Below are 16019 nucleotides of genomic sequence, written 5' to 3' on the forward strand. Positions count from 1 at the left end.
TAAATGAAGATATTACTGACAGGAGCTAATGGTTATATCGGTATGTGGCTGCTGCCCGTACTGGTGCGTGATGGACATGAAGTAGTCTGTCTGATGAGAGACAAAGGGCGTATGAAGGTAGATAAATCCCTGAAAGAAAATATTTCATTCTATGAGGCCGACCTGCTGAAAGAGGAAACCCTCCAGAACCTGCCAGAAGACCTGGATGCAGCTTATTACCTGGTCCATTCTATCGGTGCCTCTCCCGATTATGAAAAACTGGAAGCCAAGGCAGCCCACAATTTTGTAGACAATATCAAAAAAACCAACTGTAAGCAAATCATCTATCTATCCGGTATCGTCAACGACCAGGACCTGTCTAAGCACCTGCGTTCCCGTAAGAATGTAGAGGACATACTGATGAAAAGTGGGGTTCCTACTACTGTGCTAAGGGCAGGCATCATCATAGGATCAGGAGGGGCTTCTTTTGAGATGATCCGCGATCTAATAGAAAAATTACCAGTGATGGTGGCGCCTAAATGGGTGAGCACCAAAAGCCAGCCCATAGCGCTTCACAATGTATTGCAGTACCTCACCGGGGTACTGTTGAGAAACAAAGCCTACAACCGGGTATTTGATATTGGCGGACCTGAAGTGCTTACCTACAAACAGATGTTATTGCATTATGCAGAGGTCAGGAAACTGAAACGCTACATCATCTCGGTACCTGCCCTTTCTCCCCGAGTATCATCTTTGTGGCTCTATTTTGTCACCAGCACCTCATTCGATCTGGCCAGAGGTTTGGTTGACAGTATGAAAAACCAGGTGATCGTCCAGCACAAAGGAATCGAGGAAATTGTGCAAATAGAGCTCATCCCCTATAAAGAAGCTGTTCAAAAAGCTTGTGGCCATTGAGGATAAGGGAAGCTCTTCTCTGAAAACTTTCTCACCCTGTCTTCATTTGCTATGAACAGATTAGCATACAGTGGGTTAATTGTGTAAACATTCACGAACACAAACCCTTATAAAATGAAAATATTATTGACAGGAGCAAACGGCTACGTGGGCATGCGCCTGCTACCGGCATTGGTCCGCAATGGACATGACGTAGTGTGCCTCGTGCGGGATAAGCGCCGAATGAAAGCAGACAAATCCCTACAGGAAAATATTTCTTATTACGAGGCGGACCTATTGAAAGAAGAAACGCTTACAGATCTTCCTCAAGACCTTGATGCAGCTTACTATCTCGTACATTCAATTGGTGCCTCTGCCGACTATGAAAAACTGGAAGCAAAAGCTGCGCATAACTTTGTAGATAACATCAAAAAAACCAATTGTCGGCAAATCATATACCTTTCCGGTATTGTGAATGATGAAAATTTATCCAAGCATCTACGGTCACGAAAAAATGTGGAAGATATCCTGATGCAGAGCCAGATTCCTACCACTGTGCTTCGGGCAGGGATTATCATCGGCTCGGGAGGAGCATCATTTGAGATTATCCGTGACCTGGTAGAGAAACTCCCGGTCATGATCGCTCCTAAGTGGGTAAGCACCAAAAGCCAGCCTATCGCACTTCGCAACGTCTTACAATACCTCAATGGTGTACTGCTGAGAAATGAGGCTTATAACAGAGTTTTTGACATCGGAGGGCCTGAAGTACTTACCTACAAGCAAATGCTATTGCAGTTTGCTGAGGTCAGAAAGCTAAAGCGCTACATCATTTCTGTGCCTGTACTTTCTCCCCGCCTTTCGTCTTTATGGCTTTACTTCGTTACCAGCACCTCCTTTAAGCTGGCCCGCGGACTGGTAGACAGTATGAAGAACCAGGTGACTGTACAGCATAAAGGCATAGAAGATATTGTGCAGATAGAACTTCTCACCTACAGAGAAGCAGTGGAAAGAGCCTTTAACCGCATCGCCCAAAACGAAGTAATTTCCAGTTGGAAAGACTCTTATTAATAGTTCCAAGATAAAAATTAACCTCATGGACCATGTAAAAGTACCGGAATATGGGGTGTACCGTGATATACGCAAAATTCCTTTTGACAAACCCAGAGAACAGGTCATTAACAATATCTGGAGCATAGGAGGGGAAAGGGGTTGGTACTACCTGGGCTTTCTCTGGAAGATTAGAGGTTTTATGGACCAGATGGTCGGAGGTGTGGGGCTAAGAAGAGGGCGTCGTAGCCCTAGTCATCTTGTAGCCGGAGATGCGCTGGACTTTTGGCGGGTGCTGGTAGCCGATAGAGGGGAAGGCAGGTTATTACTGTATGCTGAGATGAAGCTGCCCGGTGACGCCTGGCTGGAGTTTAATGTTATCGAGGAAGAGGGACAATCCTATCTGCTCCAGACAGCTACCTATCGTCCTCACGGACTGGCAGGAAGAGGATACTGGTGGGCTGTTTATCCTTTTCATGGGTTTGTCTTTCCGGGTATGGCCAAGCGAATCATTAACTTTGAAGAGAAACAAAGGAAGATAGAGCAGAAAGAACAAGAAAAGAAAAAAGAAGAAGTTTCTGCATAACATACAATTTTGCAACTCTGGGAGGTATAGGTTATAGTTAGAAACAGAAACTCAACTATATTATAATAAGTAAGGTGACACTATTAGTTTAAATCATTGCTTTGTAGCAAGATACTCGCTTCAGTTTCTAACTGAAGTGGACAAATGAAGCAAAGTCTCAGACTTTGCCCTCATTCATGATTTCAGTCTTTAAGACTGAAACCAGTTTTTAGTTTAATGTAAATAAGTCTTCATACTTAATACAAAGAACCCAATACTAAGAATCATAACACTACTAAAACTTGAATGATGTAACGGTTATTGGAGGAGGTTTGGCAGGGTTGGTCAATGCCATTCTGCTGGCCCGCTCAGGGCTACAAGTACAACTTATTGAGAAGAAGCATTATCCTTTCCATAAAGTTTGTGGCGAATATATATCCAATGAAGTGCTGCCTTTTCTTAAGTTTCACGACCTTTATCCTACTGCTTTGCAGCCGGTAGCTATCCGCAACTTTATGCTTACCGCAGTTTCGGGAAAAAGCAGCAGCATGTCTTTAGATCTGGGAGGCTTTGGTATCAGCCGTTATGCACTGGATCATTTTCTTTATCAAAAAGCTGTGGACGCTGGTGTCGCTTGCCTGTCAGGTACAGCCGTGCAGGAAGTAGCTTATGAAGAGAGTCATTTCATTATTACACTCCCGCATGCACAACAATTACAAAGCCGGCTTGTCATTGGCGCTTATGGCAAACGTTCACGGCTGGATAAGCAGCTGAATCGTAAATTTACTACCCAAAGTTCCCCTTATATTGGGGTAAAATACCATCTACATGCAGATTTTCCTGAAGATATGATCGCGCTGCACAATTTCAGGGGAGGCTACTGTGGTATCAGCGGGGTGGAAGATGGCAAATACAATATGTGTTATCTGGGCAGCCGCCAGGATTTGAGAAAGTACGGCAGCATAGAGGCTATGGAAAAGGCCATATTGTATGAAAATCCGCATCTCAAAAAGCTTTTTACCGAATCAGACTTTCTGTTTGATAAACCTGAGGTGATTAATGCAGTCTCCTTTGCCCCTAAACTTCCGGTAGAAAACCATATCCTGATGTCGGGCGATACTGCCGGGCTGATTACTCCGCTCTGTGGCAATGGTATGGCAATGGCCATTCACTCCGCCAAACTACTTTCAGCCCTCATCATTCAGCATTACAAAAGCAGTCACTTCAAACAAGAAAGGTTAGAAAAAGCCTACAGCAGCGCCTGGACTAAACTTTTTGCCCAACGCTTATGGGTAGGAAGGAATGTGCAACGCCTCTTTGGCAGCGTACTGGTCTCAGAAGTTGGCGTTGGAATGATTTCAAATGTAAAGCCGCTCGCCCGTAAGATCATGCGTGCTACGCACGGAACACCCTTTTAATATTTATTCTGAAATAAGACTTCAGAAACTAAACTAACATTAGCCTCATTTCTGTTATTTTAGCGTCCTTCTTTGAATACAAAGTATCTTAGGCAGCTAGGATCTTAAATTATTTATGACAGAATACGAATTATATACCCTTCCTAACGGGATCAGAATAGCACATAAACAGATTACGCATAGTAAAGTGGTTCACTGTGGCTTTATCCTGGACATCGGTAGCCGGGATGAAAAGCCTGCACAGCATGGTATTGCCCACTTTTGGGAGCATATGGCCTTTAAAGGCACCAAAAAACGCAAGGCTTTCCACATTATCAACCGCCTGGATTCGGTGGGTGGAGAGCTCAATGCCTATACGACCAAAGAGAAAATCTGCTTCTATGCTTCCGTGCTGGACCGCCACTTTGATAATGCTTTTGAGCTACTCACCGACATTACCTTTGACTCCGTTTTTCCGGAAAAGCAGATTGAGCGCGAGCGCAATGTGATTCTGGAAGAGATGTCCATGTACTACGACTCCCCCGAAGATGCCATACAGGATGATTTTGATGAGGTAGTCTTTGGCAAGCACCCGCTGGGCATGAACATTCTGGGTACCAGTGAGAGCATCCGCCGCTTCCATCGGGAAGATTTTAAAAATTTTGTGCAGGAAAATCTGGATACGGGCAAGTTGGTCTTTTCCTGTGTAGGCAATTTGCCTATGAAAAAGGTAATCCGTCTGGCCGAGAAATACCTAAAAGACATACCGGCCCAGCATTCCAACAGAAAAAGAAAGTCTTTCAACAAATATGTCCCCAAGCAAGTCAAAGTAGAGCGCACGCTTACACAGGCGCAGTGCGCCATCGGACGCGATGCTTATCCCGTGCAGCACCATGATAGCCTTACTTTTTTTATGCTGACCAATTTGTTGGGCGGCCCCAGCATGAACACCCGCCTCAATATGGCTTTGCGTGAGAAGCATGGGCTGGTCTATGCCGTAGATGCCGAATACCAGTCATATACTGATACGGGAATGTTTTCCATCTACTTTGGCACCGAGCCCCGGCAATTGGAAAAAGCGACAGCTTATGTGATGAAAGAGCTCAAAAGGCTGCGCGAAGTTCCACTGGGCAGCATGCAGTTGCACCGCACCAAAGAACAGTTGATGGGACAGTTGGCTATGAACAGTGAGAATAACCAAAGCCTGATGCTGGCGATGGCCCGCAGCATTCTGGATGATTACGAGATGGAGCCCCTGGAAAGGCTCTATGAAAAGATAGGCGCTACCGATGCTAAAAAAATACAGGCAGTAGCCCGGGAAATGTTGCAGGAAAAAGATCTTTCTGTGCTGAGCTTTGTGCCTAAAGCTGGTTAACAGCAGTAACTGCTTTGTTTCTATATATTGGGTGACGTCTCGGCTACGAGTTGTTGCGAGTTTAAGCACTCAATTTAGTCAATAAATACTGAATGGTTGAACCGTTAGAATTTTTTGTAAGTAAGCTAGAATAAGCAATTGCTTATAGCCATTGTTAAGCACAGTTTTTAGTCGTTTATTTCGACTACCATATAAACAGAAGCGGCAATATTATGTGGAACACTAACTCCAACTGCTGTTCGAGTATGCTTGCCAATTTCTCCAAAAACTTGCACAATAAGATCTGAAGCACCATTCATGGCATCTGCTTGTTCTGTATTGTCAGAGGTAGAATTCACTAACCCGTGCATCGCAACAATGCTAGTTACTTTGTCAAGTGGGCAAATTGTTTTTATAGCAGCTAAACATCCAATGGCGCATAATTTTGTCGCATTTTTGCTTTCTTCTAATGTAATATCCTTTCCAAGTTTCCCTTTTTGAATAACTCCATTTTTTATGGGAATTTGACCTGCAATATAGATTAGGTTTCCCGTTCGTTTCGCTGGAATATAATTTGCAACGGGTTTTGGTGCTTCTGGTAATTCAATACCCAATTCAATTAATTTTGACTCTATTTTACTCATCTGCCCTTGAATTTGTTTTTTGTAAAAGGGACAATCATAGGCACCTCTTTTTGGTACGTTTCATATTTTTCTCCAATAAATTTACGAAGGTCTTTTTCTTCTAAATATTTTACTGCAATTAGAATATATATAGTGGTAACTGTGGTAAATAATAAATGTCCACCGGTCATAGTAGGTGTTGCCCAAAAGGCGATTATAAAACCAAGCATAATAGGATGTCTAATTACTTTATATAAATAGTTGGTTTGAAATTTTGGATTAGGAGTTTGTCTGTTTTTTAGATTATCAAAAATCTGTGCCAGACCAAAAAGCTCAAAATGATTAATCATGAACGTGGAGAGTAGAACAATAAGCCAACCTGTAAAGAAGATGCCTGTTAGAATATTTGCGGCAATATCACCTTCGATCTCCCATATAATAGTTGTGATGGGTCTCCATTGCCAATAGATCAGAAGAAGAGCTAAGCTTGATAGAAGTATGTATGTACTTCGCTCCATTGCGGGACTGACAATAGTCAGAAACCATTTCTTAAATGCTGGTCTGGCCATTATGCTATGTTGTAAAGCAAATACGCTTAATAAAACCGCATTGATAAATAGGGAAGAAAACCATGTCGTTTCTGCACCTGAATCTATTGATTTTGGAACAAAAATATTACCTACAAAACCTATCGCATATAAAAAGGCTATTAGAAAAATAAAATAGGCTAAAATACCGTAAAGTAAGATGATTGATTTTTTCATGATGTATGTTTTAGTTTTTAATTTTGATGTCTGCATTTAAAGTAATTGGAACACCTTTACATATAGTTTGATGCACTATACAACTATGTTTTGCTCCTTTTATTAATGTATTCAGGAGCTTTTCATTTGTGTTTTTAGCAGTAATTATTACCTCTATGTGCATAGATTGAAACCCTACTGGAACAGATTTATCAATCATTAATGTACCTCGTACATCTATTCGATCAGTTGTTCTTATTTTCGTTTGAAGGAGTTTTATTCCTAATTTGTTGGAGATTATTCTAATTGTGCTTTCAAAACAAGAAGCCAAGGAGGCACAGAGCATATCACCTGGATTTGGAAAATCGTGATCACCACCAACAGCTTCATGAACTCCAATTCTGAATGGAACTTTCATTTTATCATTAATAAGGACCGTAGTTCTAAATGGGTCTTGAAGGTCTGTACCAATAACTTCCGAAGCATCTGTGATCCATGCTGAGGAAGGAACACTGCAATATTTATCATTAAGAAGTGTATGCCTTTGGCGAACTACAGAAGCACCTCTAGTGGAGAGTGAACCTTTGCTTGTATTCTCTTTTCTAGGCATCATATTTAATATGGGATTAAGTAATGATGCAAAGATTAGCCGAAGAATCTTCTCCGTGCTTTCTTAAAAGTCCAAATGATGTTCTTTAAGGGTCAAGAAACGTATGCTATACCTCTATATGGAGAGCCTTGTAGCGGTTGGGGCTGAGGTTCAACTTCTTCTTGAATGATCGGCTAAAGTGAGAGCTGTTCTTGAATCCACTTTCATAGCCTATCTGACTGACCGTCATATCTGTTCCAAGAAGCAGGTTTGTCGCATGTTCTATTCTCTTATCCATCAACCACTTGCCCGGTGTGGTATTGAAATACTCCTTGAACTCTCGTTTGAATGAAGACAAGCTTTTACCACAAAGCTTAGCATAGTCTATGATGGCCAAGTCATGGAGAAAATTCTCTGTCATAGTATTTTCAATGGTCAACTTTGCGTCCAGAGTAATTGAATTGAAATAATTCAGCACAGCTTTGTTCTTAGTGTTAAGCACAATATTGAATAAAAGTTCTTTGAATTTTATCTCCACAAGGGACTTTGGAATGGGCACACTTTGCTTGAGATAATTGAAGATGCTTTCTATTAAGGTCCTAAACGAATCATCGGTGTCGATATTGAAGATTTGATCGTACTTGATATGATCGTTCTGTTGTTTGATCAAAGAAGGGGTCTCTTCCAGAAATTTCTTTATGAATCTGTCATTGATAAAGAATAGCATCACACAGTAGTCGTTTTCCAGATACTGCTTCGTAGTGTAGACGCCTTTTCTTACAAAAAGTGCATCCCCTGCTGTGAGTCTGTGTGTTTGCTTAGGGGTTATCCAATCCTTTTTACCACTAATGACAAAGGTGATCAAATGACTCTCTATCCATAATTGATACTCCTCAATATTAATTGGACATTTATATTCTACGAATAAAAAATCATTTCCAACAAGCTTGTTGAATGTAGGATGATTTTTGAAGTATTCGTATACGTTGATCACGTTGCTGTTTTTGGTTTTATAAAAATTCTGGCTAACGTCAGTTAAAGTACAATAAATTTATTAGTTAATTTCTATTTATTGCTTCACCTTTAGATCTCATAATTCGGTTTGGGATGTTAACTTAAGAAATTAATTGAGTTTCTTAATATGGGGAATTCTGACTAACGGTGATGTACAACTATACGGGCTGCTTTAAACACCGCTCTTTTTATAATTTTACTCAACTTCTAAATTTAAAGTTCTTACTCTAGCCCCCCACACCTACCAGCCTGTAAGCTGAACTTTGTTGGTTGCAGGCTAACTTTTACAGACCGCGAAGCGGATCTAAACGCTTGTAGCCAACTACTGTATAGCTGCAATACAAATTGCAACTACTCGCTCATAACAGTAATATAGGGAATGCTTATAAGTCTTTGAAGATACTTTTGATAAAATAAGCGTTTACTCTTATCTGACTGTTAAACGTTTATAAACGCATGTTGCCCTGCTACGCTGTATTTAGAAGATTATTGCTTTATAAGCCTGCTTAAATTTATGGGTATGCAATATGGCTTTTTTATCATATTCAGCGGGGAAATCCAAGAGATACAAAAAGCCGATGCAGGCATTAAGATGGAATATAGCCTTCTTAGTGGATCAAGCGCCTGCACTGCTTACCGACTCCCCTACCAATTGAATAATCATAATCTTGAAGGGGCAACTATCGGTAACATATAAGTTTACCCCATACTTTCTTCAACTTCATTGAAGCAATAAAGAGCCAACTTATAAAAGATACTTACTGAATGAAGGACATTGGAGAAGAGGTGTTTGTCATCTCCTAAAACTGCACATAGTACCCCAGCGTGATCATGACGGAGTTCATGAGGAGGGGGTTGGGAACCTGGGTAATGTTTTTGTTTAGGACGGAGGTAAAGCCCAGGCTGTAGCGTCCGCCCAGTTGAAACATGCCTACCGCGGTCACCACTTCAAAACCCGCTCCTCCGCCTATGCCAATGTTAAAGCGATTATCTCTCCCCTCCTGAAACTGATAAGTGATTTGCTCATCGGTGATGCTGGCCTCTCTCTCGGAGCTGTGAGAAAGCAGATAGCTGAGAAAAATTCCCGCTTCCAGATAAATACGCACATTTCTTTGGCCTATATAGCCATGTGCCATGATTGGAACATCAATGTAGTTGAGCGTTTGACGAAAAAACAGGCTATCGGTAAATTCGCTTTTTAGGGTGTCCAGAAAATATTGCTCCCAGCCTTTCTCTGTATAATTTATCCCAACCTGCAAACTAAAATTGGGCTGTGCGTAGTACTGCACTGACAAGCCTCCGGTATAGCCTAAGGTCGGATTCAGATTTGGATTGGATATGGTTAGCACATCATTAGGCTCAAAAATAAAAGAGAATCCGCCACCATGCCGGGTACCGATACTCAGCTTAGACCATGTTTCGGATTTCACCTCCAATGAATCCTGGGCCTGAGCCTGCAGGCTCAAACACAACAGCAGACTAAAAAAGACGAGTTTATACCTGTATGTTACCATAAATAGTTCCCGCACTGTGGTCATGAGAGGCACCCGTTACCGAGCTTAAACAATTGATTTCGTTACGCATGCGCAAGACTCCCAAGAAAGCAAAAATCAGCGCTTCTTTAAAAGAAATAATCAATTCATTAGGTAAAACGACCGTAAACCTTTCTTCACTATATTTTCTGATACATTCAATCAGGTAATCATTAAAAGCACCACCTCCGCTAGCCATCAGACTCACTTCATGAGCAGGCTTTTGCGGCTGAGCATCCTGCCGGGCATCCATTAATAAATGTACATTGGCTGCGATCTGTTGCGCTATATGGTGCGTAAGGGTAGCCAGCATATCTTCTGTAGCAATATTTTCATTCTCTATCGGCTGGATAACATTTTCCAGCACCCACTCATAGCCCAGAGATTTGGGATAGGGAGCCTTGTAGTATGCCAGCTCGTTTAGTTTTTTGAGGATAGCCTTATTCACTTTACCTGCGCGGGCCAGTTCCCCACCTTTGTCATAGGCATGTCCAAGCTTTTGGGCAAAATGATTAAGTATCATGTTGGCCGGACTGATGTCATAGGCCAGGCGCTTTCCATTGACTTCAGCTGATACATTAGCGATACCGCCAATATTGAGACAGAAGTCATGCTGGGGAAATAATAAGCGGTCGCCAATGGGAACCAGCGGAGCTCCCTGTCCTCCCAGGGCCAGATCCATATCCCTGAAATTACTGATCACCGGCTTGCCAATCTGCGCATGCATGGCATAGCTACTCCCGATCTGTAAGGTAAACCCTTTCTCCGGCTGATGGAAAACCGTGTGGCCGTGCGATGCAATTAATTCAGGATCTACTTCATGCTTCTTCATAAAGCGCCTCACGGCTTTTCCCATCCATTCGCCCAACTCCTGATGCGTTTGTGTAAGGGCTTCTCCACTTAATTGTGTGACCTCCTGTAGCCGCTTCTTCCAGGCTTCTTCATATTCAAAAGTATTGGCAGCGATCACCTCAAACTGCCACACTCCATCAACGCACCCAAAATGACAGAAAGCAATGTCCAGTCCATCCAGTGATGTCCCTGACATTAGCCCTATTACTTTATATTTTCTTGCTTTCAATACATTTAATTTTTTACACAAGCCGCATTTATCATTTCCAGCCTGTACTTTGATCTTTTGCTACTTTATTATGTTACTACAGTTAAATTTGCTTGGAGCTGGGGACAAAAGCTTGAAACTACAAACCACTTATAGTTCTAGCAAATTTTCTTCAACTCCCTGAGTCTGAAAAGTTTTTGTGGTACCCATATCATCGTAAATGATCAAGGCATCCAGAGAAGGGTGAGCTGCCAGCACCTTTTTACTTGCTTCCAGCCCCATCACCATAAAAGCCGTGGCATAGGCATCAGCAGTAACACAATTGTCCGCGACCACCGATACACTCAGTACCGAATGATCTACCTGATAGCCTGTTTTGGGGTTGATGGTATGGGAATATTTTTTTCCATCGCGCATATAAAAATTACGATAATCACCGGAGGTAGCAATCGCCTGGTTGTCAATAACAAGTGCGTGCGTCATGTTTCCGCTTTGGGCAGGATCATCGATACCAATACGCCATGTCTCACCCCGGCTATTTACCCCTTTGCATACGATTTCTCCTCCTATATCCACCATCATGTTTTCAATCCCTTTACTGCTCAGGAAGTCCGCTATTATGTCTACTCCATAGCCTTTGGCTACCGCACTGAAGTTGAGCTGCACTTCAGGCTCAGTTTTGGTTACATACTCCTGGGTAAACTGTATTTTATCAAAGCCTACCAGATTCAGCAGTGAGTCTACCTGCGCACTGTCAGGCAGGTCTCCCCGCTCCGGTCCAAAGCCCCAGGCGTTGACCAGCGGGGCTACGGTAGGATCAAACGCCCCATCCGTCGCCTCTACGATCTCCTGACTTTTTTGGAGCACCGGGTAAAAGTAAGGCAGTTCAAAATACAATGTATCCATAGAAATAGAGTCCGCACGATTGAAGCGGGAAATTTCAGACTCGGGTAAATAGTGGTTGAGCGAAGCATTGAATATTTCCAGCAAAGAATCTACTTCACTTTTAAAACTTCTTTGCTCTTCGTCAAGGTACTTGATATTGTACACTGTGCCCATGGTTTGTCCACTGAAGGATATCTGAGGGCTCGCCTCTGCGCTGCCATCACCTGACTGACGAAAAAGCCATACGATACCTACCAGCCCCAGAAGCACGATAGAATAGATAATATTTTTTTTCTGATAAGAATTCATGTGAAAGAATGAGTTATTCTGCTCATCAAAACGTTATTCAGTAGCTTAGCGTTTTTAAACGCCGCAAAATTAGATTTAATTTGTGGATTCCCCACAAATGACTGGAAAAAGCCTAAGACTTTGCTGATTTGGTTTTGGCGTAATGCATTAAATTGGTTTATTCCGATAAAAGCTGTTCGAATAGACCATGAATAATTATTGTAGAATAATATCACGCTACTGAAGATGAGAGAAGACTATTTAAAAGGTGATGCCGATCATCTGAGTCCCGGCGAACGCGATCTGGAAAAGGCACTACGTCCGCTGAGTTTTGAAGACTTTACGGGCCAGCATAAGATTATTGAGAACCTCAAAGTCTTTGTGATGGCTGCAAAAAGACGAGGAGACCAGTTAGATCATGTACTTTTGCATGGCCCTCCTGGCCTGGGAAAAACCACCTTGTCCCATATCATTGCTCAGGAGCTTGGCTCACAGATTAAAATCACCTCCGGCCCTGTACTGGACAAACCCAGCGACCTGGCAGGGCTGCTAACCAACCTGGAGGAGGGTAATGTGCTGTTTATTGATGAGATCCACCGCCTCAACCCTATCGTAGAGGAGTATCTTTATTCGGCCATGGAAGATTTTAAGATTGATATCATGCTGGACTCGGGGCCCAATGCCCGAACCGTGCAAATTAGCCTGAGTCCTTTCACCCTGGTGGGTGCTACTACACGCTCAGGGCTGCTTACTTCTCCTTTGAGAGCACGTTTTGGTATCAATGCCCGCCTGGAGTATTATGACGCAGAACTATTGCTCAGCATAGTAAAGCGCTCGGCTGGCATTTTAAATACCCCTGTGCATGATGAGGCTGCCTTTGAGATTGCACGAAGGAGTAGAGGGACGCCTCGTATCGCCAACACATTGCTGCGCCGTACGCGGGACTTTGCCGAGATTAAGGGCGAAGGCATCATCACCAAACCTATCGCGGAAATGGCGCTCTCTGCCCTGGATGTAGATCAAAACGGACTGGATGATATGGACAACCGCATTTTGTCTACCATTATTGAGAAATTCAAAGGTGGACCGGTGGGCATCAGTACTATTGCCACAGCCTGCGGTGAAGAAGCGGAAACCATTGAGGAAGTGTATGAGCCATTTTTGATTAAAGAAGGCTATATTAAACGCACTTCACGGGGAAGGGAAGCTACTGAACTCGCTTATAAACACCTCAAACTTATACCCCCCGGCAGAACAAAAACTTTGTTTGACCAATAAAAAAGCCAGCTTGTATAAGCTGGCCTTCTATTGCACTTAAATTTGTTCTAATCTTTTCAAATTAGTATGAAGCTGCGGTGTCATCAAAATTAGAGGCAGCGATAAATGATTCCAGAATGTTAGCTACAGAATTTCTAATATCTATTTGTTGTTTTCTGAGACTATCACCTGGCTCTACCGCATCGGGGACATAACCAACCCACAGCGCTTTACCGTTATTCGGATCAACTACACTTACTACCAGACTACCATCTTCCAGTTGTGCAAGAATGTTTTCCTGACCTACATTCTGATCAACAGTATATGGGTCTTTATAATAACCATATTTCTCATTATACTTTTGGTCAAAAATCATGTAATTGATCAATAACTCAGGGTTTTCAGTATCATAATCATATCCGTAAGTATCAAATTCATGCACGATCGCATTTTGTACCATACTGGTATGTAATGTACTGAATGTATACCACTGCTCGTCTTCCAGATTCATGAAATTGTTACCGAAATTATAAGCTTCTTTACCGTCTAATTCAGCGCCTTCGTTCTGCTTTGAAATTACCTCATCGTTTTGTTGGGCAAAAGCAACTGACGATACAAAAACACATGTTAACAATATTGATAAATACTTCATTGTGAGTTTTTTTTAGTTTAAAAAATTTGTTTAATACACAATATTTTAACATACAATATCACCAATTGTTTATCAAATAGTTGTTTTTTTTAATAAAAAAGGATGTATACTCTTTTTTAAAACCGTTTTAAAATATAGAAATTTACCTATTAATAAACTACGTAATTATTTATTGATCGATAGCCTCCTGTAAATCATCAAAGTAGCGTATATCCATCTCACTTAAGCGTAGCCCGGGATACTTTTCATTGATTTTGAGCTTACCTAGTTCTACACTTTTTTTGAATACTTCGTCATCAGGCAAAAGTTTTCTGTGTGTTTTCATTTCCAAAGCCAAGAGTTCTTCCTTCCAATCTTTATAGTACCATTCCATAGAGGGCTGGTGAAAAACTTTCATTCTCCTCTTATCAAAAATTACTTTTCTAACCTGGTGCTCTCTGATCAACTCTGTCGCTTTAGAAAATACCTGTTTAAATTCTTCAATAGGGATATAAGTATCCGTTGCTTTGATAATGAGGATAGGTTTGTTTTCTACCAGATATAGGTCGCAGTGCTTAAATTCTTCCTGTAGGTCAAGTCGGTCTTGTGTTTCCATACGGGCTTATGTCTAAAAAATACTGATGTGTTTGATTATATAAATTACTCTAAATTACAGCTAGACGTCAATTTTCAAAGAAATTATCTAAATCAGCCTATTTTATCTCCCTGAACCTTCATTTTTCTATCGTGGAACTATCTATTCGTGAATTACATTGCTCCGCTAAACAAGTATCACATGTCATCTCAGCTAGCTGAAAAAAGAGCGGAAATCGTAAAAAACAAAGCAAAAGCCTTGGGTTTTGACTTCTGTGGCATCGCCAGGGCTGAGTTTCTGGAAGAGGAAGCCCCTCGCCTGGAAGCCTGGTTGAAGCAGGGGATGCAAGGGCAGATGCGATACATGGAAAACCACTTTGACAAAAGACTAGACCCTACTAAACTGGTAGAAGGAGCCCGCTCTGTGGTTACTCTGCTGTATAATTACTATCCTCCACATGACTTAAGCCAAAGCGACAATTACAAAATTTCCAAATACGCTTATGGTAAAGACTACCACTTTGTTATCAAAGATAAGCTGAAGACGTTGGTACAGCAACTACAGGAAGAGATTGGAGAAATCAACGGGCGTGTATTTGTAGACTCAGCACCGGTAATGGAAAGAGCATGGGCTAAGCGAAGTGGTGTAGGCTGGGTGGGTAAAAACAGTTTGCTGCTCACCAAACAAAGAGGGAGTTTCTTCTTTCTGGCTGAGTTGATCACAGATTTGGATCTGGCTTCTGATGGACCTGTCAAAGATTACTGCGGCACCTGTACCCGTTGTATAGATGCCTGCCCCACCGATGCTATTGCTACGCCCTATGTGGTGGATGGCAGCAAATGTATTTCTTACTATACCATTGAATTGAAAGAAGAAATCCCTCAGGAAGCTCAGGGCAAATTTGATAACTGGATATTTGGCTGCGACATTTGTCAGGATGTGTGCCCCTGGAACAGGCATGCAAGACCTCACCATGAACCTGAATTCTTGCCCCATCCCGAGCTGGAAAATATGAATAAAAATGACTGGGAAGAGCTTACAGAAGAAGTGTTTCACAAAATCTTTAAGAAGTCGGCAGTGAAACGAACAAAATTCAAAGGCTTACAGAGAAATATCAATTTCGCAGCTCACAAAAAAAAGCCACGGTGAGCGCGGCTTTTACACAATATTTATGAGCAATAACAAATTTATCAACCGGCGTATCCCACTGTAAAACATTCGTTTAACACTGAAGCATACATACGCCCGAAACGCTGATAACACCATTCTTTGAGACTTCCTACCTCATGGGGTAGTAAAATTCCTATCGCTTTTTTGAGTTCTTTTTTGAACAAGGCCTGATCAAAGCTTACCTTAGCAAGTATGAGCTTTACATAATCCAGTTCGGCGTGAATGCGCTGGGCATGTGTTCTCTTGGAATTTACCTGCTTGTTTTTGATTTGCATATCCGATTCAGTTTGGGTTAAAAAAATAAAATAAGTTTAAAAAACCATTTCACTTATAAAATTTTTGGCAAGTTGTGTATACGTATTATTCTATAAAAAGTGTTATAAATATATATACCAT

The 16019-nt window shown here is 41.8% G+C and carries 18 protein-coding genes; 8 read left to right on the forward strand and 10 right to left on the reverse strand.

From position 1 onward, the window contains the following. Positions 1 to 3: 3 nt before the first annotated feature. From OKW21_RS26035 to OKW21_RS26050, 5 genes are all read left to right on the forward strand, one after another. Positions 4 to 894, forward strand: coding sequence for an NmrA family NAD(P)-binding protein (locus OKW21_RS26035; protein ID WP_277485368.1), 891 nt, complete (start codon positions 4 to 6; stop codon positions 892 to 894). 114 nt (positions 895 to 1008) lie between these two features. Further along, the gene (locus OKW21_RS32630) at positions 1009 to 1941 is read left to right on the forward strand and encodes an NAD(P)H-binding protein (protein ID WP_338130087.1); all 933 of its coding nucleotides are present in this window, start codon (positions 1009 to 1011) and stop codon (positions 1939 to 1941) included. Between the two features lie 25 nt (positions 1942 to 1966). Continuing rightward, a complete protein-coding gene (locus OKW21_RS32635; RefSeq protein WP_338130088.1) occupies positions 1967 to 2506 on the forward strand; it encodes a DUF2867 domain-containing protein in 540 nt (179 codons plus the stop codon). Positions 2507 to 2787: 281 nt separating this feature from the next. Then, on the forward strand, positions 2788 to 3903 hold the full coding sequence (locus OKW21_RS26045) for an NAD(P)/FAD-dependent oxidoreductase (protein ID WP_277485370.1): 1116 nt from the start codon (positions 2788 to 2790) through the stop codon (positions 3901 to 3903). Between the two features lie 115 nt (positions 3904 to 4018). Next, on the forward strand, positions 4019 to 5257 hold the full coding sequence (locus OKW21_RS26050; protein WP_277485372.1) for a M16 family metallopeptidase: 1239 nt from the start codon (positions 4019 to 4021) through the stop codon (positions 5255 to 5257). Positions 5258 to 5424: 167 nt separating this feature from the next. Here OKW21_RS26050 and OKW21_RS26055 read toward each other — a convergent pair whose 3' ends face one another. The 4 genes from OKW21_RS26055 to OKW21_RS26070 all read right to left on the reverse strand — a co-directional run bounded on the left by OKW21_RS26055 (position 5425) and on the right by OKW21_RS26070 (position 8185). Further along, positions 5425 to 5880 carry a RidA family protein gene (locus tag OKW21_RS26055; protein WP_277485374.1) on the reverse strand — a complete coding sequence of 152 codons (456 nt, stop codon included), beginning with the start codon at positions 5878 to 5880 and terminating at the stop codon, positions 5425 to 5427. Then, positions 5877 to 6623, reverse strand: coding sequence for a methanethiol S-methyltransferase (gene mddA, locus OKW21_RS26060; protein ID WP_277485376.1), 747 nt, complete (start codon positions 6621 to 6623; stop codon positions 5877 to 5879). Before mddA ends, OKW21_RS26055 begins: the two co-directional genes overlap by 4 nt. Positions 6624 to 6633: 10 nt before the next feature. Next, positions 6634 to 7215: an OsmC family protein gene (locus OKW21_RS26065; protein ID WP_277485378.1), complete on the reverse strand. Its 582-nt coding sequence runs from the start codon at positions 7213 to 7215 to the stop codon at positions 6634 to 6636. Positions 7216 to 7318: 103 nt separating this feature from the next. Beyond that, complete coding sequence (locus tag OKW21_RS26070) at positions 7319 to 8185, reverse strand: helix-turn-helix domain-containing protein (protein ID WP_277485381.1); 867 nt, start codon at positions 8183 to 8185, stop codon at positions 7319 to 7321. A 540-nt stretch (positions 8186 to 8725) separates the two neighbouring features. Here OKW21_RS26070 and OKW21_RS26075 point away from each other — a divergent pair. Continuing rightward, a complete protein-coding gene (locus OKW21_RS26075) occupies positions 8726 to 8902 on the forward strand; it encodes a hypothetical protein (protein WP_277485383.1) in 177 nt (58 codons plus the stop codon). A gap of 103 nt (positions 8903 to 9005) precedes the next feature. Here the strand turns inward: OKW21_RS26075 and OKW21_RS26080 are convergent, their stop codons facing one another. The 3 genes from OKW21_RS26080 to OKW21_RS26090 form a co-directional block, all read right to left on the reverse strand. Continuing rightward, complete coding sequence (locus OKW21_RS26080; protein ID WP_277485384.1) at positions 9006 to 9719, reverse strand: porin family protein; 714 nt, start codon at positions 9717 to 9719, stop codon at positions 9006 to 9008. Further along, positions 9700 to 10785, reverse strand: coding sequence for an anhydro-N-acetylmuramic acid kinase (locus OKW21_RS26085; protein ID WP_277485386.1), 1086 nt, complete (start codon positions 10783 to 10785; stop codon positions 9700 to 9702). Before OKW21_RS26085 ends, OKW21_RS26080 begins: the two co-directional genes overlap by 20 nt. A gap of 162 nt (positions 10786 to 10947) precedes the next feature. Continuing rightward, a complete protein-coding gene (locus OKW21_RS26090) occupies positions 10948 to 11991 on the reverse strand; it encodes an FAD:protein FMN transferase (RefSeq protein ID WP_277485388.1) in 1044 nt (347 codons plus the stop codon). Positions 11992 to 12216: 225 nt separating this feature from the next. On the opposite strand from OKW21_RS26090, the gene ruvB reads away from it, so the two are divergent. Then, positions 12217 to 13248, forward strand: coding sequence for a Holliday junction branch migration DNA helicase RuvB (gene ruvB / locus OKW21_RS26095; RefSeq protein ID WP_277485390.1), 1032 nt, complete (start codon positions 12217 to 12219; stop codon positions 13246 to 13248). Between the two features lie 61 nt (positions 13249 to 13309). Here ruvB and OKW21_RS26100 read toward each other — a convergent pair whose 3' ends face one another. Both OKW21_RS26100 and OKW21_RS26105 read right to left on the reverse strand, forming a co-directional pair. Beyond that, entirely contained in the window at positions 13310 to 13879 is a 570-nt protein-coding gene (locus OKW21_RS26100) for a DUF4136 domain-containing protein (RefSeq protein WP_277485393.1), read from the reverse strand. A 169-nt stretch (positions 13880 to 14048) separates the two neighbouring features. After that, entirely contained in the window at positions 14049 to 14474 is a 426-nt protein-coding gene (locus OKW21_RS26105; RefSeq protein ID WP_277485395.1) for a hypothetical protein, read from the reverse strand. A gap of 180 nt (positions 14475 to 14654) precedes the next feature. On the opposite strand from OKW21_RS26105, the gene queG reads away from it, so the two are divergent. Then, complete coding sequence (gene queG, locus OKW21_RS26110) at positions 14655 to 15602, forward strand: tRNA epoxyqueuosine(34) reductase QueG (RefSeq protein WP_277485399.1); 948 nt, start codon at positions 14655 to 14657, stop codon at positions 15600 to 15602. A gap of 41 nt (positions 15603 to 15643) precedes the next feature. Here the strand turns inward: queG and OKW21_RS26115 are convergent, their stop codons facing one another. After that, a complete protein-coding gene (locus OKW21_RS26115) occupies positions 15644 to 15898 on the reverse strand; it encodes a hypothetical protein (protein ID WP_338130089.1) in 255 nt (84 codons plus the stop codon). Between the last annotated feature and the right edge of the window lie 121 nt (positions 15899 to 16019).

The sequence above is a fragment of the Catalinimonas alkaloidigena genome, assembly GCF_029504655.1.
GTDB lineage: Bacteria > Bacteroidota > Bacteroidia > Cytophagales > Cyclobacteriaceae > Catalinimonas > Catalinimonas alkaloidigena.

Coding starts and splice junctions, on each gene's coding strand:
- OKW21_RS26035 (WP_277485368.1), top strand. CDS start 4: ATGAAGATATTACTGACAGGAGCTAATGGTTATATCGGTATGTGGCTG.
- OKW21_RS26115 (WP_338130089.1), bottom strand. CDS start 15,898: ATGCAAATCAAAAACAAGCAGGTAAATTCCAAGAGAACACATGCCCAG.
- OKW21_RS26085 (WP_277485386.1), bottom strand. CDS start 10,785: ATGTCAGGGACATCACTGGATGGACTGGACATTGCTTTCTGTCATTTT.
- OKW21_RS26100 (WP_277485393.1), bottom strand. CDS start 13,879: ATGAAGTATTTATCAATATTGTTAACATGTGTTTTTGTATCGTCAGTT.
- OKW21_RS26080 (WP_277485384.1), bottom strand. CDS start 9,719: ATGGTAACATACAGGTATAAACTCGTCTTTTTTAGTCTGCTGTTGTGT.
- mddA (WP_277485376.1), bottom strand. CDS start 6,623: ATGAAAAAATCAATCATCTTACTTTACGGTATTTTAGCCTATTTTATT.
- OKW21_RS26090 (WP_277485388.1), bottom strand. CDS start 11,991: ATGAATTCTTATCAGAAAAAAAATATTATCTATTCTATCGTGCTTCTG.
- OKW21_RS32635 (WP_338130088.1), top strand. CDS start 1,967: ATGGACCATGTAAAAGTACCGGAATATGGGGTGTACCGTGATATACGC.
- OKW21_RS32630 (WP_338130087.1), top strand. CDS start 1,009: ATGAAAATATTATTGACAGGAGCAAACGGCTACGTGGGCATGCGCCTG.
- OKW21_RS26065 (WP_277485378.1), bottom strand. CDS start 7,215: ATGATGCCTAGAAAAGAGAATACAAGCAAAGGTTCACTCTCCACTAGA.
- OKW21_RS26075 (WP_277485383.1), top strand. CDS start 8,726: ATGCAATATGGCTTTTTTATCATATTCAGCGGGGAAATCCAAGAGATA.
- OKW21_RS26055 (WP_277485374.1), bottom strand. CDS start 5,880: ATGAGTAAAATAGAGTCAAAATTAATTGAATTGGGTATTGAATTACCA.
- queG (WP_277485399.1), top strand. CDS start 14,655: ATGTCATCTCAGCTAGCTGAAAAAAGAGCGGAAATCGTAAAAAACAAA.
- OKW21_RS26050 (WP_277485372.1), top strand. CDS start 4,019: ATGACAGAATACGAATTATATACCCTTCCTAACGGGATCAGAATAGCA.
- OKW21_RS26105 (WP_277485395.1), bottom strand. CDS start 14,474: ATGGAAACACAAGACCGACTTGACCTACAGGAAGAATTTAAGCACTGC.
- ruvB (WP_277485390.1), top strand. CDS start 12,217: ATGAGAGAAGACTATTTAAAAGGTGATGCCGATCATCTGAGTCCCGGC.